This is a genomic window from Pandoraea communis (assembly GCF_902459745.1).
Lineage (GTDB): Bacteria > Pseudomonadota > Gammaproteobacteria > Burkholderiales > Burkholderiaceae > Pandoraea > Pandoraea communis.
The window spans coordinates 706,795-728,578 of sequence record NZ_CABPSJ010000003.1 but is presented as its reverse complement, the minus strand read 5'-3'; the positions used below and the strand labels follow the sequence as shown (position 1 = coordinate 728,578).

At 63.2% G+C, this 21,784-nt stretch carries 20 protein-coding genes; 7 read left to right on the top strand and 13 right to left on the bottom strand.

The genetic code is table 11. The features are described 5' to 3' along the window. Nucleotides 1-200: 200 nt before the first annotated feature. Nucleotides 201-1,523: an isocitrate lyase gene (gene aceA, locus PCO31110_RS14165; RefSeq protein ID WP_010803834.1), complete on the bottom strand. Its 1,323-nt coding sequence runs from the start codon at nucleotides 1,521-1,523 to the stop codon at nucleotides 201-203. Between the two features lie 379 nt (nucleotides 1,524-1,902). Further along, on the bottom strand, nucleotides 1,903-2,814 hold the full coding sequence (locus tag PCO31110_RS14160; RefSeq protein WP_150690691.1) for a DMT family transporter: 912 nt from the start codon (nucleotides 2,812-2,814) through the stop codon (nucleotides 1,903-1,905). Between the two features lie 180 nt (nucleotides 2,815-2,994). On the opposite strand from PCO31110_RS14160, the gene PCO31110_RS14155 reads away from it, so the two are divergent. Both PCO31110_RS14155 and PCO31110_RS14150 read left to right on the top strand, forming a co-directional pair. After that, complete coding sequence (locus PCO31110_RS14155; RefSeq protein ID WP_174979562.1) at nucleotides 2,995-3,768, top strand: hypothetical protein; 774 nt, start codon at nucleotides 2,995-2,997, stop codon at nucleotides 3,766-3,768. A gap of 5 nt (nucleotides 3,769-3,773) precedes the next feature. Continuing rightward, nucleotides 3,774-4,577, top strand: a complete 804-nt coding sequence (locus PCO31110_RS14150; RefSeq protein WP_174979559.1) for a queuosine precursor transporter — start codon at nucleotides 3,774-3,776, stop codon at nucleotides 4,575-4,577. A 47-nt stretch (nucleotides 4,578-4,624) separates the two neighbouring features. Here PCO31110_RS14150 and PCO31110_RS14145 read toward each other — a convergent pair whose 3' ends face one another. Beyond that, nucleotides 4,625-5,071, bottom strand: coding sequence for a gamma-glutamylcyclotransferase family protein (locus PCO31110_RS14145; RefSeq protein WP_150690753.1), 447 nt, complete (start codon nucleotides 5,069-5,071; stop codon nucleotides 4,625-4,627). A gap of 297 nt (nucleotides 5,072-5,368) precedes the next feature. Here PCO31110_RS14145 and PCO31110_RS14140 point away from each other — a divergent pair, with 297 nt between their 5' ends. After that, nucleotides 5,369-6,268, top strand: coding sequence for an AraC family transcriptional regulator (locus PCO31110_RS14140; RefSeq protein WP_246189834.1), 900 nt, complete (start codon nucleotides 5,369-5,371; stop codon nucleotides 6,266-6,268). Here the strand turns inward: PCO31110_RS14140 and PCO31110_RS14135 are convergent. From PCO31110_RS14135 to clpB, 4 genes are all read right to left on the bottom strand, one after another. Next, entirely contained in the window at nucleotides 6,231-7,055 is an 825-nt protein-coding gene (locus PCO31110_RS14135; RefSeq protein WP_150690688.1) for a LytR/AlgR family response regulator transcription factor, read from the bottom strand. The two genes, PCO31110_RS14140 and PCO31110_RS14135, sit on opposite strands and share 38 nt — an antisense overlap. 26 nt (nucleotides 7,056-7,081) lie before the next feature. Further along, complete coding sequence (locus PCO31110_RS14130) at nucleotides 7,082-8,245, bottom strand: sensor histidine kinase (protein ID WP_174979557.1); 1,164 nt, start codon at nucleotides 8,243-8,245, stop codon at nucleotides 7,082-7,084. A gap of 5 nt (nucleotides 8,246-8,250) precedes the next feature. Continuing rightward, entirely contained in the window at nucleotides 8,251-8,796 is a 546-nt protein-coding gene (locus PCO31110_RS14125; RefSeq protein ID WP_150690686.1) for a DUF2306 domain-containing protein, read from the bottom strand. Nucleotides 8,797-9,078: 282 nt separating this feature from the next. Further along, nucleotides 9,079-11,706 (bottom strand): ATP-dependent chaperone ClpB, encoded by a 2,628-nt coding sequence (clpB, locus tag PCO31110_RS14120; RefSeq protein ID WP_150690685.1) that lies wholly within the window; start codon nucleotides 11,704-11,706, stop codon nucleotides 9,079-9,081. A 349-nt stretch (nucleotides 11,707-12,055) separates the two neighbouring features. Here clpB and PCO31110_RS14115 point away from each other — a divergent pair, with 349 nt between their 5' ends. Next, on the top strand, nucleotides 12,056-12,466 hold the full coding sequence (locus PCO31110_RS14115) for a group III truncated hemoglobin (protein ID WP_246189833.1): 411 nt from the start codon (nucleotides 12,056-12,058) through the stop codon (nucleotides 12,464-12,466). Nucleotides 12,467-12,532: 66 nt separating this feature from the next. On the opposite strand, the gene moaE is transcribed toward PCO31110_RS14115, so the two are convergent. The 6 genes from moaE to PCO31110_RS14085 are packed head-to-tail and all read right to left on the bottom strand — an operon-like array spanning nucleotide 12,533 to nucleotide 18,716. After that, the gene (moaE, locus tag PCO31110_RS14110; RefSeq protein WP_150690683.1) at nucleotides 12,533-13,015 is read right to left on the bottom strand and encodes a molybdopterin synthase catalytic subunit MoaE; all 483 of its coding nucleotides are present in this window, start codon (nucleotides 13,013-13,015) and stop codon (nucleotides 12,533-12,535) included. 54 nt (nucleotides 13,016-13,069) lie between these two features. Beyond that, complete coding sequence (gene moaD, locus PCO31110_RS14105) at nucleotides 13,070-13,327, bottom strand: molybdopterin converting factor subunit 1 (protein ID WP_010803822.1); 258 nt, start codon at nucleotides 13,325-13,327, stop codon at nucleotides 13,070-13,072. Between the two features lie 39 nt (nucleotides 13,328-13,366). Next, nucleotides 13,367-14,578 carry a molybdopterin molybdotransferase MoeA gene (locus PCO31110_RS14100; protein ID WP_150690682.1) on the bottom strand — a complete coding sequence of 404 codons (1,212 nt, stop codon included), beginning with the start codon at nucleotides 14,576-14,578 and terminating at the stop codon, nucleotides 13,367-13,369. A 41-nt stretch (nucleotides 14,579-14,619) separates the two neighbouring features. Then, on the bottom strand, nucleotides 14,620-16,086 hold the full coding sequence (gene thrC / locus PCO31110_RS14095) for a threonine synthase (protein ID WP_150690681.1): 1,467 nt from the start codon (nucleotides 16,084-16,086) through the stop codon (nucleotides 14,620-14,622). A 55-nt stretch (nucleotides 16,087-16,141) separates the two neighbouring features. Next, complete coding sequence (locus PCO31110_RS14090) at nucleotides 16,142-17,452, bottom strand: homoserine dehydrogenase (RefSeq protein ID WP_010803819.1); 1,311 nt, start codon at nucleotides 17,450-17,452, stop codon at nucleotides 16,142-16,144. Between the two features lie 37 nt (nucleotides 17,453-17,489). After that, on the bottom strand, nucleotides 17,490-18,716 hold the full coding sequence (locus PCO31110_RS14085; RefSeq protein WP_150690680.1) for a pyridoxal phosphate-dependent aminotransferase: 1,227 nt from the start codon (nucleotides 18,714-18,716) through the stop codon (nucleotides 17,490-17,492). 332 nt (nucleotides 18,717-19,048) lie between these two features. Between PCO31110_RS14085 and PCO31110_RS14080 the strand changes: the two genes are divergently transcribed. From PCO31110_RS14080 to PCO31110_RS14070, 3 genes are all read left to right on the top strand, one after another. Continuing rightward, a complete protein-coding gene (locus PCO31110_RS14080) occupies nucleotides 19,049-19,435 on the top strand; it encodes an Mth938-like domain-containing protein (RefSeq protein ID WP_010803817.1) in 387 nt (128 codons plus the stop codon). Next, nucleotides 19,432-21,198 carry an ArnT family glycosyltransferase gene (locus PCO31110_RS14075; protein ID WP_144265660.1) on the top strand — a complete coding sequence of 589 codons (1,767 nt, stop codon included), beginning with the start codon at nucleotides 19,432-19,434 and terminating at the stop codon, nucleotides 21,196-21,198. Before PCO31110_RS14080 ends, PCO31110_RS14075 begins: the two co-directional genes overlap by 4 nt. Nucleotides 21,199-21,339: 141 nt before the next feature. Next, a complete protein-coding gene (locus PCO31110_RS14070) occupies nucleotides 21,340-21,711 on the top strand; it encodes an SMR family transporter (protein ID WP_010803815.1) in 372 nt (123 codons plus the stop codon). The last annotated feature ends 73 nt before the right edge of the window (nucleotides 21,712-21,784 follow it).

The window sequence follows — 21,784 nt, the reverse complement described above, 5'->3', positions numbered from 1 at the left end:
GCCCGTGAGCGGGATAAGCTCACGGGCCCTTTCTCGTTCAGGCGTGCATTGCAGCCCTCACCGCGACGGGACCACAGTCAGGACTGCCCCCGGCCGGATAAGCCGGACGCGCGGTCATGACGCGGCGGCGCTCCACCCACGACGATGTGCCCCCACGCGCATCGTTGCAGGCGGGCGCGTCGCGCCCTCCCTCAGCCCTGTCAGGCTATCTTGACCTGCGCCTTCTTTTCGTCGAAGAACTGTTCGTCCTCCGTCGAACCCTTCAGGGCCGTGGTCGATGCGTCGCGCTCAATCGTCTGCGTGACGGCGTCGAAGTAGCCCGTACCCACTTCGCGCTGGTGCTTGACTGCCGTGAAGCCCTTGTCGGCAGCGGCGAATTCCGCTTCCTGCAACTCCACGAAGGCGCTCATCTGACGGCGGGCGTAGCCGTGCGCCAGGTTGAACATCGAGTAGTTCAGGCTGTGGAAGCCGGCCAGCGTGATGAACTGGAACTTGTAGCCCATGGCACCGAGTTCCTTCTGGAACTTGGCGATGGTGGCGTCGTCGAGGTTCTTCTTCCAGTTGAACGACGGCGAGCAGTTGTACGAAAGCATCTTGCCCGGGAAGTGCTTGTGGATGCCCTCGGCAAATCGCTTGGCGAATTCAAGATCCGGCTTGCCGGTCTCACACCACACCAGATCGGCGTACGGTGCGTAGGCCAGACCGCGTGCGATTGCCTGATCCAGGCCATTGCGCGTACGGTAGAAGCCCTCGACGGTGCGCTCGCCGGTGCAGAACGGCTGGTCGGTCGGATCGACGTCGGCGGTAATCAGATCTGCCGCTTCCGCATCGGTACGCGCGATCAGGACGGTCGGCACGCCGAGCACGTCGGCAGCCAGACGCGCCGCCACGAGCTTGGCCACGGCTTCGCGCGTCGGCACGAGCACCTTGCCCCCCATGTGGCCGCACTTCTTGACCGAGGCGAGTTGGTCTTCGAAGTGCACGCCGCCGGCGCCCGCTTCGATCATTGCCTTCATCAGTTCGAAGGCGTTGAGCACGCCGCCGAAGCCGGCTTCCGCATCGGCCACGATCGGCGCGAAGTAATCGATATAGCCTTCATCGCCCGGGTTCTTGCCTTCCGACCATTGAATCTGATCGGCACGGGTGAAGGTGTTGTTGATGCGACGCACGACCTGCGGCACCGAGTTGGCCGGATACAGCGACTGGTCGGGGTACATTTCGCCTGCGAGGTTCGCGTCGCCCGCGACCTGCCAGCCCGACAGGTAGATGGCCTTGAGGCCGGCCTTGACCTGCTGCATGGCCTGATTGCCCGTCAGTGCGCCAAGCGCGTTCACGAACGGCTCGTCGTTGATCATGCTCCACAGGCGCTCCGAACCGCGACGGGCAAGCGTTTGTTCCGGCTGGATAGAGCCGCGCAGACGCACCACGTCTTCGGCCGAATAGCCACGCTTGATACCCTTCCAGCGCGGATTGTTCGCCCAGTCCTGCTCGAGTTGTTTCACTTGCTCTTGACGAGTCGCCATGATGATCTCTCCTAGTTTCTCAATACAAATAAAGAGGGGTGACGCTTTGCTGCTTTGTCGTTGCCGAAACTGCGGTTGACCACTCTCGGCGTTTCCAAATCGGCAGGTCTTGTATAAGAGTGTAGGCATTTCTCATGCGATGCAACAGAGAAAATTAGCATCTTAAATAATATTTTTTATTCATTAAAATCAAATAGATATGAAGTTGATTTCTTGATGTGAAACGATATTTCCCTTCCTGAAATTGCGGCGTTGTGCCAAGCAGCGCAAATTTTTACGCACCGCAAAGGCATTCCGCATCATGAAAAAAGCCGGTAACAGTCGTTACCGGCTTCGATCGGGGCGCCCTCCACGCGGGCAGAATTGCCCGGCGCTCAGGTCATGACGCCACGCGACGGGTGGACGGCACGGCCTTCGGCGGCTTGCACACGAGCCACACCGCGAGCGCGATGAAACAGCCGCCGAAAAAATGCGCCATCGTGACCGCCTCATTCAGGAACAAGGCGCCCCACAGCACGCCGAACGGCGGAATCAGGAAAGTCACGGTCAGCGAGCGCAGCGGGCCAAGATCCGCAATCAGGCGGAAGAACAACATATAGGCCACTGCACTGCACAGGAAGCCGAGCGCCGCCATTGCAGCCCAGACACCGCCCGTGGCCGGGCCGGGAATGCCAGACGTCGCCGACACGTAGCCGAAGAACGGCAGCAACACGATGGCGGCGCCCAGTTGGCTGCCAAACGCCACGAGCTTGGCGTCGAGGCCACCTCGATCGGTGATCCAGCGCTTGGTCAGATAGCCCGCCAAACCGTAGCAGGACGTCGCGACGAGACACGCCAGCGCCCCCATGACCACCGGCCCGGACATCGTGACCGGGCCGGTGCGCGTCAGCACGGCCACCCCGACCAGACCGAGCAACACGCCCAGCGCCTTGGCCCCCGTCAGGCGATCATGGAAAAACAGGGCGCCGATGATGACGCCCATGAGAGGTGTCGTCGCGTTGAGGATGGCAGAGTAACCGGCAGGCAGCACACGGGCGGCCAGGCAGTACATCACGAACGGAATGCCGGAGTTGATCACGCCGAGCACCATCGACGCCCCAAGCAGCCCCTTGAACTCCCAGCGAACCCGCAACGCCAGCAGAATCACCGCCAGCCCCACGGCACCGAGGGTGACGCGCAGGAAGGCCGTAGGCAATGGCCCGAGTGCGGGTACGATGATGCGCATGAAAAGAAAGCTCGCGCCCCAGATGGCGGCGAGCGTCAGTAAACGGGCAATGTCAGATGAGCGCATGGTCGAAAAGGCGGCGCGACCGGCCGCCGGAAACATGGGAACGCGTGAATCGTCCCACATCGATGTCCGGCACGCTGGTCATATTCGGACATGGCGGCACGCGCACCCGCCAGCCCATCGTCAAACCGGACGGCGAGATCTCACGGATCGCCCTCCCCCAAGTCTGCTGGCATCCATCCAATGCCCCGCATGCGCTTGCCGCATCGAACCCCTTCGACTGGTCCGCTGCCGGTTGTGACGCCACGCGGGTACGACCTCTGGAATCACTACGAAGTCACGTGGCTGGACATGCATGAGCGGCCGCAGATCGCTGTCGTGGAACTCGTGATCCCGTGCGATTCTCCGTACACGCTGGAAATGTCGGACGCGCAACGCTACTTCCTCACACTGCGCGACCAATGCTTCGAATCGGCCGACGCGGTCGAAGCGCACTTGGCGGGCGAGTTATCGCGCGGCCTGCAAGCCTATGTCCTCGTGCGCACGACACCCGTGAGGCAAGCCGTGCGCACGACCACTGCATGCGGGCCCGGCGCGCTGAGCCTCGATCTGGCACCGGTCAGCGTAGTGCGCGGCGGCGTACAGGCCGATCTCCTGCGCCATGCCCGTCACGCCGACACCTCACCTGCATCGCCGCTTCACGAGTGCCTGACCTCCGACCTGCTGAGCGTGCGATGTCCGCTGACCGATGGCATCGACTACGGAACCGTCTGGTTCGACTACACGGGAGAGCCGATCTGTCGGCATTCGCTATTAGCCTACATTCTCTCGTACCGCGATAGCGCCATGCTGATCGAACAATGCGTCGACCAGCTCTTCGCCGACGTGCTCGCCCAATGCGCCCCGACAAGACTGGCCGTCGGCGCACGATTCACGCGACGTCACGGCATCGATATCAACCCGGTACGTGCCACGCATGCCATTGCCATTTCCAACGTCCGCACTGTTCGCCAATGATTGCAATGACCGATACCGCCTCTACGCCACCCGCCTGTACCACTCCCCCTTCGCGCCAGGCCACACGCATCACGCCGGCCGTGATCGTGCTCGCGATTGCCTTCGTGAGCTTCCTTCTGATCTCGAATGCGCTCGGTGCGCGCGTGTGTGAAGTCACGCTGCCCTGGTCGATCGGGGACGAGCCGTTCCGGCTGACGTTCTCCGCCGCGCTGATCAGCTTCCCGTTCGCGTATCTGTTTTCGTCGGTGCTCACGGAGGTCTACGGCTACCGCATCAGCCGTATCGTGATCTGGAGCGGTCTCTCGGCCAATCTGGTGATGATCGGATTTCTATGGCTGATGTCGTGCCTGCCGACCGATGCCGCCTGGGCAGCACAGACCGGCTTCACCGACGAGGTGCAACGCCACTGGTTCGGGGCCATTGCCCACATGTTCCTCGCGTCGGTCTCCGCGTGCCTCGTGGGGGAGTTTGCGAACGCCGCCACCCTCGCTCGCATGAAGGTGGCCATGCACGGCCGGCTGGCGAGCGTGCGCCTCATGATGGGCAACGCGCTGGCCGCCATGCTCGACACGGTCGTGTTTGTGGCGGTGGCATTCGCCTATGTGCTCGACATCGACGCGATGGCCCGAATGGCCGGACTCGAGTTCGTCTTCAAGTGCGCGCTGCAATGGCTGGTGCTGCCGTTGACAGTCGGTCTCGCGCGTCTGCTCAAACGCGCAGACGGCATCGACCATTACGACGTAGCGACCTCGCTGAATCCGTTCGGCTTTCCGATGTCGATGCTTCGGCAACTCGCCATCGGCAGATAGCGCGCGCGGGGCAACTACGTCAACGCTGGTGGCGCAAAGACCTCAGGTCAGGCGGCGTTGGCATCGCGCTCGCGACGGTAGGCAACCCAATCGCCTCCTGAAATCTGCGGCAACTGACTGACCGCCGATTCGCTCACCGGATAAACGATGCATGCATACGTCGCGCCGTCGCACGCGACGTCGTGCATCTCCCGAACGAACAACCCCGCCTCGCCCGGATAGACCGCCTCGATCTCGTCGAGCACGGGGATCAGTGCCGCCGGAATCCGGTAAATGTCACCGGTCACATGTTGGCCCGCTTCAGCGAACACCATGCCCGGATAGTGTCCGAAATCATACAGCCGCCCACCGAGTGACGCGCTGCCGACGTAGACCGGCGCCGCAATGCCGTGACGTGCGGCCGCTCGCATCATGTCGTTGATTTCTCCCGCACGCAGCGTGCCATAGACGAAGGCATAGATTGCCTCGTCCGAGGCGTCATGGGCGTCGCACATCTCACGCGTTACCGTTGTCATCACGAACATCCAGATCGGAATTGGCTGACGTTAGATCAGAAGAACGTCAGGGAACGAAGGAAAAGGCGTCGGGCCATTTATAGCCGCCGATAGCCGCCGATAACCGCCTGTGGCTGCATATAGCGGCGTCCGCCGCATACTGACTTGGATCATAGCGTCTTTGCCGCCCGGAAAGCTGTGGCACGCGCCCTTGAGCGACCGATGGAAACCGAGAGACCCTAACGCCCATGCGCGGCTGATTTACACTTATGAAACTCAAATTGTCGCGATTACGCCATGCCCAACCTCATGCCCGTGTCACCCGGCCTGTTGGATGCCGAGCCACCGGGCGCCGATGCCGCCACGTCATCACCGGTCGACCCCGGACCGTATGTTTTGCCCACGGCATTCATGCCGACCCAGGCGCGCCCGGTGCGGCTGCGCGCACGGCCGTTGGGCGACGGCATCCGCGTGCCCGACCATCAGCATGCCTGGGCTCAGGTCGCGTACACGCCACGAGGTGTCATTCAGATTGCGGTCGCCGATGCGGCGTGGATCGTACCGCCATCGCGCGCGATCTGGATTCCGCCGAATGTCGTGCACAGCCTGCAAGTCAACGAACCTTCGTACCTGCGCACGCTTTACGTCCATCCGGACGTCATCCCGGCGGGACTCGATCATTGCCGAGTCGTGGAGGTGTCGCCGTTGCTGCGCGAGTTGATCGCGGCCATCGACGTGCCCGAGGACACCCTTGATGCCCCCCGCGAGCAACTACTGGGGGGTTTGATTCTTGACGAGTTGCGGCGTGCGTCACCGTTGCCCCTGGAGGTGCCGCTACCGCGCGACAAGCGGTTGCTCACCCTATGCAACGCGATGCTGGTCGATCCGGCGCGCGCCTGGACACTCGATCAATGGGCCCGCTACGCAGGCGCCAGCCCGCGTACCATCGGACGGCTGTTCCGGCAGGAACTCAATATGAGTTTCGTGCAATGGCGCCAGCATGTTGTGTTGGCACGGGCGATTCCGCTCGCATCGAAGGGATATCCGCTCGCCCGCATCGCCAGGGAATTGGGCTATCGAAGTCAGAGTGCGTTTTCCGCGATGTTCAAACGCACCTTCGGACGCACCCCCAGCGAGTTCTTCGCCACCGTTCCCGACGCTACATCTGCCGGAACAGATGCGCATACTGACGACTGACCGCCACGCGATCCTTGCGACGCTTGAGCTTGAGTGTGAGACGGCCCAACGGCGTGTGCTGTGCGCTCACGACTTCGGCAACGTTGACCACCGTACTGCGATGCACCTGCCAGAAGCGCGACGGATCGAGTTGCGGCATCAATTCCCGCAGACTCGTGCGGATCAGCAGATCGCCGTCGGTCGTCGCCACCACGACGTACTTGTCGGCGGCCTCGAAAAAGCACACATCCTCGACGGGGACGATGCGAATCTCGTCGTGCACCGAGGCCCGGACAAACCGCAGATACTCGCGGGTATCCGTGGGCGGGGCGATACGTGGCTCCGGCGCGCCGTCCTGCTGCCCTGACTGGGCTCCCGCCTCCAGATGCGTGCGCAATGTCGTCAGCAGTTGCGAAAGCGCGTTGCTGTCCGGCATGGCCAGACGTTCGCGCACCCGTGCCACCGTGCGCGCCAGACGATCGGGCTCCACCGGTTTGAGCAGATAGTCAACGGCGGCCGCGTCGAACGCGTCGAGCGCGAACCGATCGAACGCCGTCACGAACACGATCTGCGGCGGCCGGGCCAGCCGCGCGCATGCGCGAGCGACGTCGAGTCCGGTCGCGCCAGGCATGGAGATATCGAGAAAAACGACATCCGGCTGTGTCTGCGCGATGGCGGCAATCGCCGACGTCCCGTCCGGTGCTACGGGCAGCACATGCAACCCGGGCCACGTCTGCGCAAGCATGGTGCGCAACGCGTCGGCGAGCAAAGGTTCATCTTCGGCAATCAGGGCAACGGGGGATGTCATGCACTGCACTCTCTGGGACTGGAAACCTATGCCGTTGGCACCGTTTGCGGCCCGGAGAACCCCACAGGCAAACGCAACGTTGCGACAACGCCTCGCGGCACGCTCTCGGTGAGCGTGAGGCGCGCAGTGTCGCCATAGAGCACCCGCAGGCGCTCTCGAATATTCGTCAGGCCGACGCCCCCCACAGGCTCGGGCACATTGCTTCGCACGGCGGCACGAAAGCCCGCGCCGTCATCCGCCACGCGCACCACCACTTGCCATTCGCCGTTCGCCGAACGCTCGCGCCGGGCGCTGACATCCACCGAAGCGCCGCCTGCAAGCGGTTCTACACCATGCTTGACCGCGTTCTCGACAAGCGGTTGCACCAGCATCGGGGGCACCTGCAACGTGCGGCAATCCTCGGGCAAATCGAGCGTGTAACGCAGCCGTTCGCCGAAGCGCACTTGCTGGATCGCCATCAAGGCTTCGAGCAGCGTGAATTCGTCGGCCAACGTCGTGACCTTGGCCCGTGTGGCCGCGAGCGACGCGCGCAAGAACCGGTTGAGATGCCCGAGCAAGGTCCGTGCGCGCGCCGGATCGCTCGCGACGAGCGAGTCCAGATTGGCGAGCACATTGAACAGAAAGTGCGGCTCCAGTTGCGCCTGCAGTGTCTGCAATTGTGCGTGGACGAGTGCCTTTTCCGCCGCCGCCTCGCGCAGCGCCTGCTGCGCCGTCGCTTCGCGCAACTGCGACAGCCGCGCGCGCGACCACCCGTGATACGTGCCGATGCCGGTGGCAAGCAACGCGATGAGCAGCACGATGGGCAGCGAGTGTCCGTTCAACGGCCGCCACATCGAGATCGGCAGTCCCAGCAGCGCGGTACCGATGGCGATGCCTGACACGAGCCCGGCCGCACAACCGAACGCCACGAGCAGCAGGAACGGCGCCGTCGCCGGCGCGCCGTCACGCCAGATCGCGCGCCGTCCACCGTCGACAAACGCGGTGATGGAAATGCCGATGCACTGACTGAAAACGAAATTCTGTACGAAGGTGCCACCGAAACCGACAAAAAAGAGGATCAGGGCGATGACCGTGTTGAAGAGCCCCACACCCACGAGTTCGCGAAAAAACGTCGGCCACAGGCCTCTCGTCACTTTGACGGGGCCTGCGTGTGCGCGCTCAACGGATTGCGGTTGTCTCATCGTCGACATGCGTTTCATGCGCCTGCCCCGCCTGTCATGGCGAGCGAGCCTGGCCCGGCTTCTGGCGCCCTTTGCGTTTGTTTTAGTGCCCCTGCTTGCTTATCGCTGTTCCTGCCGTTGCGGGTGACCGACGTTTCGGTGCCGCTCGCCCCACCTGCGCCCCCCGGCGCGGCGGCTGCCTCATGGTGCCACATCTGCGTCAGCGCGCTGTTGAGCACCCGCCCCGGCATCAGGACGGCAGCGCCGCCGGCGATCACTAGCCCGGCGTACAGGCCCAGCATCTGCCGGCGATGTGCGCTCACGTTACCCCGCCGTATCGCCACCACCGCCAGCACCAGACCGGTCAGCACGTAAGCCGAGAGTGCGTGCAGCCACGACAGATGGCCCCCGCCGAGTTCACGGATCCCGAAGCTCGTCGCTGCCGTCACGGCCATCGCCGCCACCCACGACCGGCCGACCCAACGGTGCCGCGATGTGCCGCGTCGCATGAGCAGAATACCGACGCCCAACAGTACGGCCGCTACCGCAGCCCCCAAGTGCATTCCCACCATCGTCGCCATGACGTCCTCGCTGTGTACGGATCATGGCGCTACGATAAAAACCTGTCCCGACGCACGCAGCCGTCTTGCGACGAATGGCGTCAACACGCCGCCAACGGCGAACGGCCGGCGCAAACGGCAAGCGACGGGCGGCGGGCATCGCGCGGTGACGTGCTGCGGCCGCGCATTTTCGCCGATGATTGTGACACGACGATGCCAGGTGTCACGCGTAAAAAAATAGACAAAAAAATCCCCGCGCTCCTCTCGGAGCACGGGGATCGATCAGGTTTGTCCTACTCAGGCTTACCCGGCGGTGGCTTCGGTCTCGTTGCTCACCTGCGGAGCGCTTTCGCCCTCGAAGGTGAAACGCCCGTCGCGCCAGTCGACCGGAATGGTGTCCTTCGGCCCGAACTTGCCTGCGAGCACCAGCTTGGCGACCGGGTTCTCGATCTCCTGCTGAATCGCCCGCTTGAGCGGCCGTGCCCCGAACACCGGGTCGAAGCCTTCGCGCGCCACGTGCATGAGCGCCGCCTTGCTGACCTCGAGCGTCATGTCCAGCTTGGCCAGACGTTGACGCAGGATCTCGATCTGGATCGTGGCAATCGACTCGATATGCTTCTGGTCGAGCCCGTGGAACACCACGACTTCGTCGATCCGGTTCAGGAACTCCGGACGGAAGTGATCCTTGATCTCCGTCCACACCGCGTCCTTGATCCGCTCCTGCGGCTCGCCGACCATCGACTGGATCATCGACGAACCGAGGTTCGACGTCATCACGATCACCGTGTTCTTGAAGTCCACGGTACGGCCTTGCCCGTCGGTCATCCGGCCATCGTCAAGCACTTGCAGCAGCACGTTGAATACGTCCGGATGAGCCTTTTCGACTTCGTCGAGCAGGATCACGCTGTACGGCTTGCGACGCACGGCTTCCGTCAGGTAGCCACCCTCTTCGTAACCGACATAGCCCGGAGGCGCACCGATCAGACGCGCCACGCTGTGCTTCTCCATAAACTCGCTCATGTCGATACGGATGAGGTGATCATCCGAATCGAACAGGAACATCGCCAGCGCCTTGCAAAGCTCGGTCTTGCCCACACCGGTCGGCCCGAGGAACAGGAACGACCCATACGGACGGTTCGGGTCCGCAAGCCCTGCACGCGAACGGCGGATGGCGTCGGCCACGGCGGTAATCGCCTCGTCCTGCCCCACCACGCGCTCATGCAGCTTGGCTTCCATATTGAGCAGCTTTTCGCGCTCGCCTTGCATCATCTTCGAGACCGGGATGCCCGTGGCTCGCGAGACCACTTCGGCGATTTCTTCAGTGCCCACCTGCGTGCGCAACAGACGCGGATGCGCCTGCTGGCCCGCCGCCTCTGCGGCAGCGGCATCCTTCAACTGCGCTTCGAGCTGCGGCAGCTTGCCGTATTGCAGCTCGGCCACCTTGTCGAGCTTGCCCTCGCGTTGCAGCTTCGTGATCTCGGCACGCACCCGGTCAATCTCTTCCTTGACCTGAGCGCTGCCTTGCACGGCAGCCTTTTCGGCCGTCCAGATTTCTTCGAGGTCGGCGTACTCACGCTCCAGGCGTGAAATCTCTTCCTCGATCAACCCCAGGCGCTTTTGCGACGCTTCGTCGGTTTCCTTCTTGACGGCTTCACGCTCGATCTTCAACTGGATCAGACGACGGTCGAGCTTGTCCATCACTTCCGGCTTCGAATCGATTTCCATCTTGATCTTCGAGGCCGCCTCGTCGATCAGATCGATGGCCTTGTCCGGCAGGAACCGGTCGGTAATGTAACGCTGGCTGAGTTCAGCCGCCGCCACGATGGCCGGGTCGGTGATCTCCACGCCGTGGTGCAGTTCGTACTTTTCCTGCAAGCCGCGCAGAATGGCGATGGTTGCCTCGACGCTCGGCTCGTCGACAAGCACCTTCTGGAAACGACGCTCCAGAGCGGCGTCCTTCTCGATGTACTTGCGGTATTCGTCGAGCGTGGTCGCGCCGATGCAATGCAGTTCGCCACGCGCGAGCGCGGGCTTGAGCATGTTGCCGGCGTCCATCGCGCCTTCGGCCTTGCCGGCACCGACCATCGTATGAATCTCGTCGATGAACAGAATCGTGCGGCCTTCGTCCTTGGCAATGTCGCTCAGCACGCTCTTCAGGCGCTCTTCGAACTCGCCGCGGAATTTCGCGCCGGCGAGCAGCCCCGCCATGTCGAGGGCGAGCACGCGCTTGTTTTTGAGCGACTCCGGCACTTCGCCGTTGACGATACGCTGAGCGAGGCCTTCCACGATGGCGGTCTTGCCCACGCCCGGCTCACCGATGAGTACCGGGTTGTTCTTCGTACGGCGTTGCAGAATCTGGATCGTGCGGCGGATTTCGTCGTCGCGGCCGATCACCGGGTCGAGCTTGCCGAGGGCAGCGCGTTCGGTCAGATCAAGCGTGTATTTCTTGAGGGCTTCGCGTTGGCCTTCGGCTTCCTGGCTGTTCACGGACTGCCCGCCGCGCACGCCCTGAATGGCCGCTTCCAGCGACTTGCGCGTCAGGCCACGAGCGCGGGCGAGCTTGCCCGTTTCGCCCTTGTCGTCGGCGAGCGCCAGCAGGAACATTTCGGTGGCGATATAGCTATCGTCATGTTTCTGCGCTTCCTTGTCGGCCTGATTAAGCAGGCCCGCGAGTTCTCGGCTGACCTGCACGTTGCCGTCGGTGCCCTGCACCTGCGGCAGCTTCGCAATGGCCGTCTCGACGTCATGCGCCAACGGCTGGACCTGCACGCCTGCGCGTTGCAGCAACGAGCGCGCAGCGCCCTCGGGCTCTGCGATCAGCGCCGCGAGAAGATGCAGCGGCTCGATGTACTGCTGATCGCGACCGACTGCCATGCTTTGGGCATCAGCCAGCGCTTCCAGGAACTGCGTGGTGAATTTGTCTTGTCGCATCTAGTGCTCCGGTTAGAAATCTTTCTGGATCGGATGTGCGGACAATCCCCTGGGGTTTCAAGGGGCATTACAGCGCGACGATTGACATTTCGCGCCACGCCGGTGAAAGCCGGTATCAGGGCTTGCGACGGGAGGGTTCGGCAGCGTGAAACAACCGCAGGACACGCCCAGGTTTGAAGCTCATAATAGCCACTTTTAGCGTGCCGCACCATGCGTCGTTCCGGCGCCGAAACACGAGAAGTGGCGCGGGCGCCCACCCCGGTGATTCCCCCCAATGCCTGCTGAAACATCCCACCAAACACCCGGCGAATGGCCCGAAAAGCGCCTCGCGGAGATTGACGAAGATGCCGTGCGCCTGCTCGTCCACACGTTCTACGGGCGGATTCGCGACGACGACATGCTCGGGCCGGTTTTCCGGCAAGCGCTCGAAGGCCGCTGGGACATGCATCTGGAAAAAATGGTGGGGTTCTGGTCCAGCATCGTGCTCGGCGCAAAACGGTACCGCGGCAACGTGACGCAGGCTCACCAGCCCTTTGGTCACCTGAGCGGAGCGCATTTCAGCCGCTGGCTCGCCCTATTCTTCGATACGCTGGATAACCTGTTCGAGCCGCAGGCCGCCTTCGCCTTTGCGGAGCCGGCCATCCGTATCGCGGAGAGCCTTCAATTGAATCTGTTCGGATGGGAGTACACGCTGCCCCCGGCGCAGAAGGCGCTACTCGACAGCGTGAAGCAGGCAAAACCGACGCAGCCCCACGCATGACTCGCATGACCTGATCGGCGAAAATTCCGAACGTTTGCCGACGTTTTTTAGCAAAAAAACAGAAAATCAGCGATTTTCCGCCGAGCCAGACGTTTCGGCCGTCACCCAGCGGTCCCGCGCAGCAGTATCGGTCTCGCGCGCATCGACCCAGCGCTCGCCCTGCGGCGTCGATTCCTTCTTCCAGAACGGCGCCTCGGTCTTCAGATAGTCCATGATGAACTCGCACGCGGCGAAGGCATCCCCCCGATGGGCCGACGTGACAGCGACCAGCACGATCTGATCGCCCGGCCCCAGATCGCCGTAGCGGTGGATCACCAGCGCGTCGAACAGGCGCCAACGCTCGCGGGCCTGCACGACGATCGCCTCCAGCGCCTTCTCCGTCATGCCCGGATAGTGCTCGAGGGTCATGCGCGAAACATCCTTGCCGTCGTTCAGATCACGCACCGTGCCGACAAAGCTCGCCACAGCCCCCACACGCAGATCGCCCGCGCGCAGTTGGCGAATCTCCTCCGACAGGTCGAAATCCTCCATCTGTACGCGAATCGGCATGGTGGCGGTGTCTCCTTGTTCAGTGTTTCGCTATGGCGGGTAAGCGATTGCGGCTCAACCGCCCGTGACGGGCGGGAAGAACGCGACTTCGCACCCCTCGGTCAGGCGCGTGGCGGCCGGCACCATCGTATGGTTTAGCGCCATACGCAGCGAGCGCTGCGCCCCCAGCGTCTCGGCCCAGACCGGGCCGCGACCGCACAGCCACTGACGCACGTCTCCCACCGTGGCAATCCCGGCCGGAACCTCGACGCGCTCCTCAGCGACATTCAGCGCCTCACGGACGCTGGCGAAAAAGCGAAGATCGATCTGCATAGTCTGGCTGGCCCACCGCAAATGCAACGGGCCTGTCTCTCAATATAGGAGGTCGGAGAACGGCAGGAACGCCACTGTCTGCCCGGCTTCGATGCGATGGCCCGGGGGATTGTCGATGAGGCCGTCGCCCCACACGGTCGACGTGAGGACCGCCGAACTCTGGTTGGGAAAGGCGTCAAGGCCGCCCTGAGCATTGATCCGGGCGCGCACGAACTCGTTGCGGCGATCCGCCTTCGTCTGCGTGAAATCGGCGCGCATGGCGATGCGACGCGGCGCCACGTCCGTGACACCCTGCAACCGCAAGATGAACGGACGCACGAACAGCAGGAATGTCACGAAGCTCGACACCGGATTGCCCGGCAAGCCGATGAAGTGCGCCGTCTCGCCGCCCGCACGATTGACTTCACCGTACGCCAGCGGCTTGCCCGGCTTGAGGGCGATCTGCCACAGACTGAGGCGGCCCTCGGCCTCCACCGCCGGTTTGACGTGATCTTCCTCCCCCACCGACACACCGCCGGACGTGAGGATCAGGTCGTTGGCACGTGCGGCGTCGCGCAGAATCGCCCGCGTGGCAGCCAGATTGTCCGGGACGATGCCGTAATCGGTCATCTCGCAACCCAGATTCTCCAACAGGCTACGCAGCACGAAGCGGTTGGAGTTGTAGATGCTGCCCGCGCGCAACGTCTCGCCGGGCATCGTCAGTTCGTCACCGGTGAAGAACACCGCCACACGCAGGCGGCGTGCGACTTGCAGCTTCGCCATACCGACGGAGGCAGCCAGCCCCAGCGCAGGCGCCCGCAGCCGCGTGCCTGCGGCGAGCACAACGCTGCCGCGCCGAATATCCGCCCCTTGCCGATTGACGAATTCACCTTCGGCCGGGGTATGACGAATGACGACCGAACCATCGTCGCGAGCCTCGCACTGCTCTTGCATAACGACGGCATCGGCACCTTGCGGCACCGGCGCCCCCGTGAAGATGCGCGCCGCCGTACCGCCGGCGAGCGGCTCGGGCGCATGCCCCGCCGGAATGCGTTGCGAGACCGGCAACACCGTCTCGCCCCCCGGCAAATCGGCCACCCGCACCGCGTAACCGTCCATGGCGCTCGTGTCCATGGGGGGCACGTCGAGGGTGGCGATCACGTCGGCCGCCAGCACGCGGCCGTTGGCCGCCAGCGTGTCGACCGTCTCACTCCGATCGAGCGGGCGGGCGGCCGCCAGCACGGCATCAAGCGCTTCTTGTGTACTCAGCATGACGAATGGCCCGGAAGTCAGAGGACAGAGCAATCGCCGGCTTACAGGCCGGTGTGCTCCGCGATGTAGGCCTTCACGCGAGCCACGTCGTTCGGCACGGTCTCGAAACGTTGCGGCAGCGATTCGAGCTGCTCGAACCCGGCAGGCCGCGGCGGCTCACGATGCAACGCCTCGCGAATCGTCTCGGCAAACTTCGCGGGCTGCGCGGTCTCGAGCACCACCATCGGCACACCGGGCTCGAGGGCTTCGCGAGCCACCTTTACGCCATCGGCCGTGTGCGTATCGATGACCACGCCGTAGCGCTTGGCCACGTCCTGAATCGTCGTCACGCGATCGGCGTGCGTGCTGCGGCCTGAAACGAAACCGAACTGCGCCACTCGGGCGAACGCCTCGGTACCCGACAGATCGAAGCCGCCTTCGCGCTCCACTTTCGACAGCAGCCCGGCGGTCGCCGTGGCATCGCGACCCAGCAGATCGAACAGGAATCGCTCGAAATTCGATGCCTTCGAGATGTCCATGCTCGGGCTGCTCGTGTGGAACGTTTCGGCGGATTTGCGCACGCGGTAACGGCCCGTGCGGAAGAATTCGTCGAGCACGTCGTTCTCGTTCGTCGCCACGACCAGCTTGCGGATCGGCAGGCCCATCATGCGCGCGATATGGCCCGCGCAAACGTTGCCGAAGTTGCCCGACGGCACCGTGAACGACACTTCGCCGTCCTGCCCTGCCTTGCCGCCCGTGGCCGCGAAATACCCCTTGAAGTAGTACACGACCTGCGCCACGACACGCGCCCAGTTGATCGAATTGACCGTGCCGATCTTGTAGCGCGCCTTGTAGGCATGATCGTTCGAGACCGCCTTGACGATATCCTGCGCATCGTCGAATACGCCTTCGACCGAGAGGTTGAAGATGTTCGGGTCTTGCAGGCTGTACATCTGTGCCGTCTGGAACGCGCTCATCTTGCCCGCAGGCGAGAGCATGAAGACGCGAATGCCTTCCTTGCCACGCATGGCGTACTCGGCCGCGCTGCCCGTGTCACCCGACGTCGCGCCGAGAATGTTGAGCGCGTCGCCATGCTGCGCCAGTGCGTACTCGAACAGGTTGCCCAGCAACTGCATGGCCATGTCTTTGAACGCGAGCGTCGGGCCGTTCGAGAGCGCCAGCAGCGAGAGTTGCGTGTCCTTCTCGACACCTAGCGGCAGCAGCGGCGTGATCTCGGCGGCGTCCTCCCCCGGACGCACGTTGCAGTACACCTCGGCGGTGTACGTGCGCTTCGTCAGGTCCGCCAGCGTTTCAGCCGGAATATCGCCTGCGAACTTGGTCAGCACCTTGGCGGCCAGATCGGCGTACGACAACTGTCGCCAGGCGCGCAACTCGTCGGCAGTCACTTGCGGGTATTGCGTCGGCAGATACAGGCCACCATCCGGTGCCAGACCGCCGAGCAGAATGCTGGAAAACGATTGCGGCTCGCCCGAGGTCAGGCCCGCGCCGCGCGTGGAGATGTATTTCATGTGGGTCGTGTCCTGTCGTATCGGTTCATGTGGCCAGACGCCGGCGCCCAGGCGCTCAGCTCAACGCTTCCATACGGATGCGCGTGACCTTCGAGAGCACCGTTTCCATGGCCTCGATCTTTGCGATCGCCGAGTTGATGTGCTTCTCCTGGGTCTGGTGCGTCAGGAGGATGATGTCGGTCTGGTGCTCGCCTTCGCGCGATTCCTTTTGCAGCAGCGCATCGATGGAAATATCCAGGTCGGCGAGGATGCGCGTGAGCGCCGCCATCACGCCAGCACGGTCGACCACGCGCAAGCGCAGGTAGTAGCTCGTGGTGACTTCGTCGATCGGCAGCACCGGCGTATTCGACAGCGCGTCGTGCTGGAAGGCCAGATGCGGCACGCGATGCTCCGGATCGGCCGTTTGCAGACGCGTCACGTCGACGATGTCGGCCACCACGGCCGAGGCGGTCGGCTCGGCGCCTGCTCCCTTGCCGTAATACAGCGTGGCGCCCACGGCGTCACCCTGCACCAGCACGGCGTTCATGGCCCCTTCCACGTTCGCGATGAGACGTTTGGCCGGAATCAGCGTCGGGTGCACGCGCAGCTCGATGCCCGCCTCCACGTGACGCGTGATACCCAGCAACTTGATGCGATAGCCCAGCTCTTCCGCATACTTGATGTCGAGTGCCGACAGTTTGGTAATGCCTTCGATATACGCGCGATCGAACTGCACCGGCACGCCGAAAGCGATCGCGCTCATGAGCGTGAGCTTGTGCGCGGCGTCCACACCTTCGATGTCGAAGGTCGGATCGGCTTCTGCGTAGCCCAGACGCTGCGCGTCGGCCAGCGCCACGTCGAAGTCGATGCCCTTGTCGCGCATCTCCGAAAGAATGAAGTTCGTGGTGCCGTTGATGATGCCGGCGATCCACTGGATGCGGTTGGCGGTCAGGCCTTCGCGCAGCGCCTTGATGATGGGGATCCCCCCGGCGACTGCCGCTTCGAAAGCGACCATCACGTTGGCCTTGCGCGCGGCGGCGAAGATCTCGTTGCCATAGACGGCCAGCAGCGCCTTGTTGGCCGTGACCACGTGCTTGCCGTTCTCGATCGCCTTGAGCACCAATTCCTTGGTGAGGTCGTAGCCGCCGATGGTTTCGACCACGACGTCGATGTCCGGGTCGTTGACCACCTCAAACGGATCGCCCGTCACGACGGCCGCATCGCCGACGAGGCCGCGGGCGCGTTCGACGTTGCGCACCGCGACCTTCGTAATCTCGATGCCCCGGCCGGCGCGACGTTGAATTTCTTCCTGGTTGCGAGCGAGTACCTGGAAGGCACCGAAGCCCACCGTGCCAAGGCCGAGCAGGCCCAATTTGATCGGTTTCATGCAGTTTTACTCAAAAGTCGAAATCGGTTGGCGCGCATCACTTGCCGTGGCGACGGCGATAACCGTCCAGGAAGCGGGCAATGCGACTGATGGCGTCTTCCAGGTCGCCCTCGTGAGGCAGGAACACCACGCGGAAATGGTCGGGATGCATCCAGTTGAAGCCGCTGCCCTGCACCAGCAGGACCTTCTCTTCGAGCAGCAACTGGAGGATGAAGTCCTGATCGTTGGCGATGGGATACACCGCAGGATCGAGACGCGGGAACAAGTACAGCGCCGCCTTCGGCTTCACGCAGGTCACACCGGGAATGTCGGTGAGCATACGGTGGGCGATCTCGCGCTGCTCGTACAGGCGCCCGCCCGGCACGATCAGGTCATTGATGCTCTGATAGCCGCCCAGCGCCGTCTGAATGGCGTACTGGCCCGGCACATTCGGGCACAGACGCATCGAGGCCAGAATGTTCAGCCCTTCGATGTAGTCGCGCGCCGGACGCTTGTCGCCCGACACCACCATCCAGCCTGAGCGATAGCCGCAAGCGCGATAGCTCTTGGACAGGCCGTTGAACGTAATGGTGAGGACATCCTCGGAAAGCGACGCGATCGAGGTGTGCTCTGCGCCGTCGTAGACGATCTTGTCGTAAATCTCGTCGGCGTAAATGATGAGCTTGTGCTCGCGGGCGAGCGAGACGATATCCTTGAGGAGTTCGTCCGAATACAGCGCCCCGGTCGGGTTGTTCGGGTTGATGAGGACGATCGCCCGCGTATTCGGGGTGATCTTCTTGCGGATATCCGCCAGATCGGGCTGCCAGTCGGCCTGCTCGTCGCAGATGTAATGCACCGGCGTGCCGCCCGACAAGCTGACCGCAGCCGTCCAGAGCGGGTAGTCGGGGGCAGGTACGAGGACTTCGTCGCCGTCGTTGAGCAACGCCTGCATGGCCATCACGATCAGCTCCGACGCCCCGTTGCCGAGGTAGATGTCGTCGAGCCGCACATCTTTGATGCGCTTTTGCTGGCAGTAGTGCATGATCGCCTTGCGCGCCGCGAACACGCCCCGCGAATCCGAATAACCGGCCGAATTCGGCAGATTACGGATCATGTCCTGCACGATCTCGTCGGGCGGCTCGAAGCCGAACGGCGCGAGATTACCGATGTTCAGCTTGATGATGCGATGACCTTCGTCTTCCATGCGCTTGGCATGTTCGAGCACGGGCCCACGAATGTCGTAACAGACATTCTGCAATTTCTGCGATTTGAGGATCGGTTTCACGGCGGTAGTGGTCTTGACGGGCGGCGCAGCGTCCGAACGGGCCGGCAGCAGGCGGGACGCACGGCGGACCGGCGGTCCGCAAGCGTGTGCGCGAAGCGCACATGACACCGCGTCCCCCCCGGTTTCGGCGTGGCAAATGCCGCACTGCAACGGTTTTGCCGTGCTGCGTACGGCAAAAAGCTATAATTTAGCCAATTATGACAGAGTTCGGCAATGCATCATTGACGGTTTGCGCCACGCGAGGCAAGATGCCCGACCGTTGCACGACCCGCCGACGCTCGTCGACCACTGGATAACCATTGGTTAACCCCATGGGTAGGGAATCTCCGAAAGTGAAACTGCATCAAGACCCGTCGCAAGCATTGAACACTGTCACCGGCTACGGCCCCGGCTACGTCGAGGTGAACAAGGTTCGTCACGAACAAAGTGTGATCATTGCGCCCGAGGGCGAGATTCAGGCCTGGCCGGTGTCGCGCTTCGACGCGCTCGATCCGTCCCATTTCGAAAAGCTGCGCGCCCTCGACCCCGAGGTCGTCATCTTCGGCAGCGGCAATCGCCTGCGCTTCGCCCATCCCCGGCTGACCAGCACGCTCACCAGCACCCGTATCGGCGTGGACTCCATGGACACCCAGGCGGCCTGCCGCACCTACAACATTCTGATGAGCGAAGGACGCCGGGTCGTGCTCGCGCTGCTCATCGAGACCGAGGCGGCTGAGTGAGCCGCCGCCCGCTCGCCTCCGGCCTATCGGCCGAACCCCTCGCTCCACCTCCGCTCTCAGCGTCCAACGCCTCCAACGCGCCCCCCTCGTCCTATCCGCTGTCCCCCGCTGCTTTCTGGCTGCTTCTTGTGGCGTTCGCGCTTGTGTGGTTCGGCGCGCTCGATTATCGCCATCTGATTGCGAGCGACGAAGGGCGTTATGCGGAAATGGCACGCGAAATGTGGGTCACCGGCGACTGGATTACGCCGCGCTACAACGGCTACAAATATTTCGAGAAGCCGCCGCTGCAAACCTGGATGAACGCGCTCACCTTTGTCGCCTTCGGACTCGGCGAATGGCAAGCCCGGCTGTGGACAGCGCTCACCGGCTTTGCCGGTGTGCTGATGGTTGGCTTCACCGGCCGCCGGGTGTTCAATGCGCGTGTCGGCCTGTTCGCCGCCGCAGCGCTGGCCTGCGCGCCGCTGTGGTCGCTGCTCGGGCACTTCAACGTGCTCGACATGGGCCTGTCGTTCTTTATGGGCCTTTCACTGTGCGCACTGCTGCTGGCCCAGCGCCCAGGGCTGGCGCGCGCCGCCGTGCGCGGCTGGATGTGGCTGTGCTGGGCGGCCATGGCGCTCGCCGTGCTGAGCAAGGGGCTGGTCGGCATCGTGCTGCCGGGCGGCGTGCTCGTCATCTACACGTTCGTCGCACGCGACTGGGCCTTGTGGCGGCGCCTGTATCTGGGCAGCGGCCTGATCGTCTTCTTTGCGATTGCGGCCCCGTGGTTCGTGCTCGTGCAGATTCACAATCCGGAATTCTTCGACTTCTTCTTCATCAACGAGCACTTCCGCCGCTTCGCGATGGCGGGCCACAATCGCGATGGCGCGCCGTGGTACTTCGTCCCCGTGTTCATCGTCGGCTTCCTGCCCTGGTTGTCGGTGCTGCCGGGTACCGTGCGCGCCACGCTGCGCATGCCGCGCCAGCCCAACGGCTTTGCCCCGGCGCTGATGCTCTGGGTGTGGTCGCTGTTCATCTTTGCGTTCTTCAGCGCCTCGCACTCGAAGCTGATTTCGTATCTGCTGCCCATCGCACCCGCCATGGCCCTGCTCTTCGGCCTGTATCTGGCACAGTTGCGCCGCGAAACGGTACGCCTGCATCTGGCCGGTTACGCGATCTTCCTGATCGCAGCGCTGGTCATGGTGGCCATCTTCGTGGGGCGCGCAGGCAGCGTGCGCAACCCGAACGAGTTGTACAAAGCCTTCCAGATCTGGTTGTACTTCGCACTCGGCATCGGTCTGGCGGGAACCCTCGTGGCCTGGCGGCTGGCGCGGCACAGCGCACGTCGCGCCCTGCTCACCTTTGCCGGCGCCATGCTGCTGCTTGTGATGGTCGGCGGCATGGGGCATGAAGTGTTCGGCCGCCAAAGCTCGGGCGTACTGCTCGTGCCGGCGATCGAGTCGGAGATGCAGCGTCTCGGGCCGAACGTGCCTTTCTATTCCGTGAATGTGCTCGATCACACCATGCCGTATTACCTCGGCCGCACGATGATCATGGTGCAGCATCCGGACGAACTCGAATTCGGCGTGACGCAGGAGCCGCAGAAGTGGCTGCCGACGCTTGATGACTTCTACGCCCGCTGGCGGGCCGACCCCAAAGCCCTCGCGCTGGTCGACCCGGGCACGTTCGGTCAGCTCGAAGCGCAACATCTGCCGATGCACATCATCGCGCGTGACAGTCGCCGCATAGTGATCTCGAAACCGCAGCCGGGAGACAACGTAAAATAGCGCGCTTGCCCGTCGATTGACTTGCTTCCCCGATCATTCGCGCCGCACAGCGGCAGCATTACGAGGCCGGAGGCTTAGCAGGGCTAAGCGCCAGCCAATTTGCAACATCCATAATTGTTCACAAACGTTCACAAACGTTCCATGAATCTCGCTACGTTTTCCCTTATTCTCACGGGCGTGCTGCTCAACGCGTGCGCCCAGTTGTTGCTCAAGGCCGGTGCCGGCTCGATTGGCGCGCTCGAATTCACGCGCGCCAATATCGTCCCCATCGGCATCAAGCTCGCCACACAAGTACCGATCATGGGTGGGCTCGTCTGCTATGCCATTAGCGTGGTCGTCTGGATTCTGGCGCTCTCGCGCGTCGAAGTCTCGATCGCCTATCCGATGCTCTCGCTCGGTTATGTCGTGAACGCGGTCGCCGCCTGGTACCTGTTTGGCGAGACGCTGTCGATGCAACGTGTCGTGGCTATCGGCATCATTCTGATCGGTGTTTATATTCTGGCGCGCAGCTAAGGCTGTGAGCCGATGGAATCGACGCGTGCGCCGCATCAAGTGCTGACGCATCCCCCAATGCTTACCTGAGGCT

Excerpts from the sequence above, each read along its gene's own strand:
- aceA (WP_010803834.1), bottom strand. The coding sequence starts at position 1,523 with ATGGCGACTCGTCAAGAGCAAGTGAAACAACTCGAGCAGGACTGGGCG.
- PCO31110_RS14160 (WP_150690691.1), bottom strand. The coding sequence starts at position 2,814 with ATGCGCTCATCTGACATTGCCCGTTTACTGACGCTCGCCGCCATCTGG.
- PCO31110_RS14155 (WP_174979562.1), top strand. The coding sequence starts at position 2,995 with ATGCCCCGCATGCGCTTGCCGCATCGAACCCCTTCGACTGGTCCGCTG.
- PCO31110_RS14150 (WP_174979559.1), top strand. The coding sequence starts at position 3,774 with ATGACCGATACCGCCTCTACGCCACCCGCCTGTACCACTCCCCCTTCG.
- PCO31110_RS14145 (WP_150690753.1), bottom strand. The coding sequence starts at position 5,071 with ATGTGCGACGCCCATGACGCCTCGGACGAGGCAATCTATGCCTTCGTC.
- PCO31110_RS14140 (WP_246189834.1), top strand. The coding sequence starts at position 5,369 with ATGCCCAACCTCATGCCCGTGTCACCCGGCCTGTTGGATGCCGAGCCA.
- PCO31110_RS14135 (WP_150690688.1), bottom strand. The coding sequence starts at position 7,055 with ATGACATCCCCCGTTGCCCTGATTGCCGAAGATGAACCTTTGCTCGCC.
- PCO31110_RS14130 (WP_174979557.1), bottom strand. The coding sequence starts at position 8,245 with ATGTCGACGATGAGACAACCGCAATCCGTTGAGCGCGCACACGCAGGC.
- PCO31110_RS14125 (WP_150690686.1), bottom strand. The coding sequence starts at position 8,796 with ATGGCGACGATGGTGGGAATGCACTTGGGGGCTGCGGTAGCGGCCGTA.
- clpB (WP_150690685.1), bottom strand. The coding sequence starts at position 11,706 with ATGCGACAAGACAAATTCACCACGCAGTTCCTGGAAGCGCTGGCTGAT.
- moaE (WP_150690683.1), bottom strand. The coding sequence starts at position 13,015 with ATGCCGATTCGCGTACAGATGGAGGATTTCGACCTGTCGGAGGAGATT.
- moaD (WP_010803822.1), bottom strand. The coding sequence starts at position 13,327 with ATGCAGATCGATCTTCGCTTTTTCGCCAGCGTCCGTGAGGCGCTGAAT.
- PCO31110_RS14100 (WP_150690682.1), bottom strand. The coding sequence starts at position 14,578 with ATGCTGAGTACACAAGAAGCGCTTGATGCCGTGCTGGCGGCCGCCCGC.
- thrC (WP_150690681.1), bottom strand. The coding sequence starts at position 16,086 with ATGAAATACATCTCCACGCGCGGCGCGGGCCTGACCTCGGGCGAGCCG.
- PCO31110_RS14090 (WP_010803819.1), bottom strand. The coding sequence starts at position 17,452 with ATGAAACCGATCAAATTGGGCCTGCTCGGCCTTGGCACGGTGGGCTTC.
- PCO31110_RS14070 (WP_010803815.1), top strand. The coding sequence starts at position 21,340 with ATGAATCTCGCTACGTTTTCCCTTATTCTCACGGGCGTGCTGCTCAAC.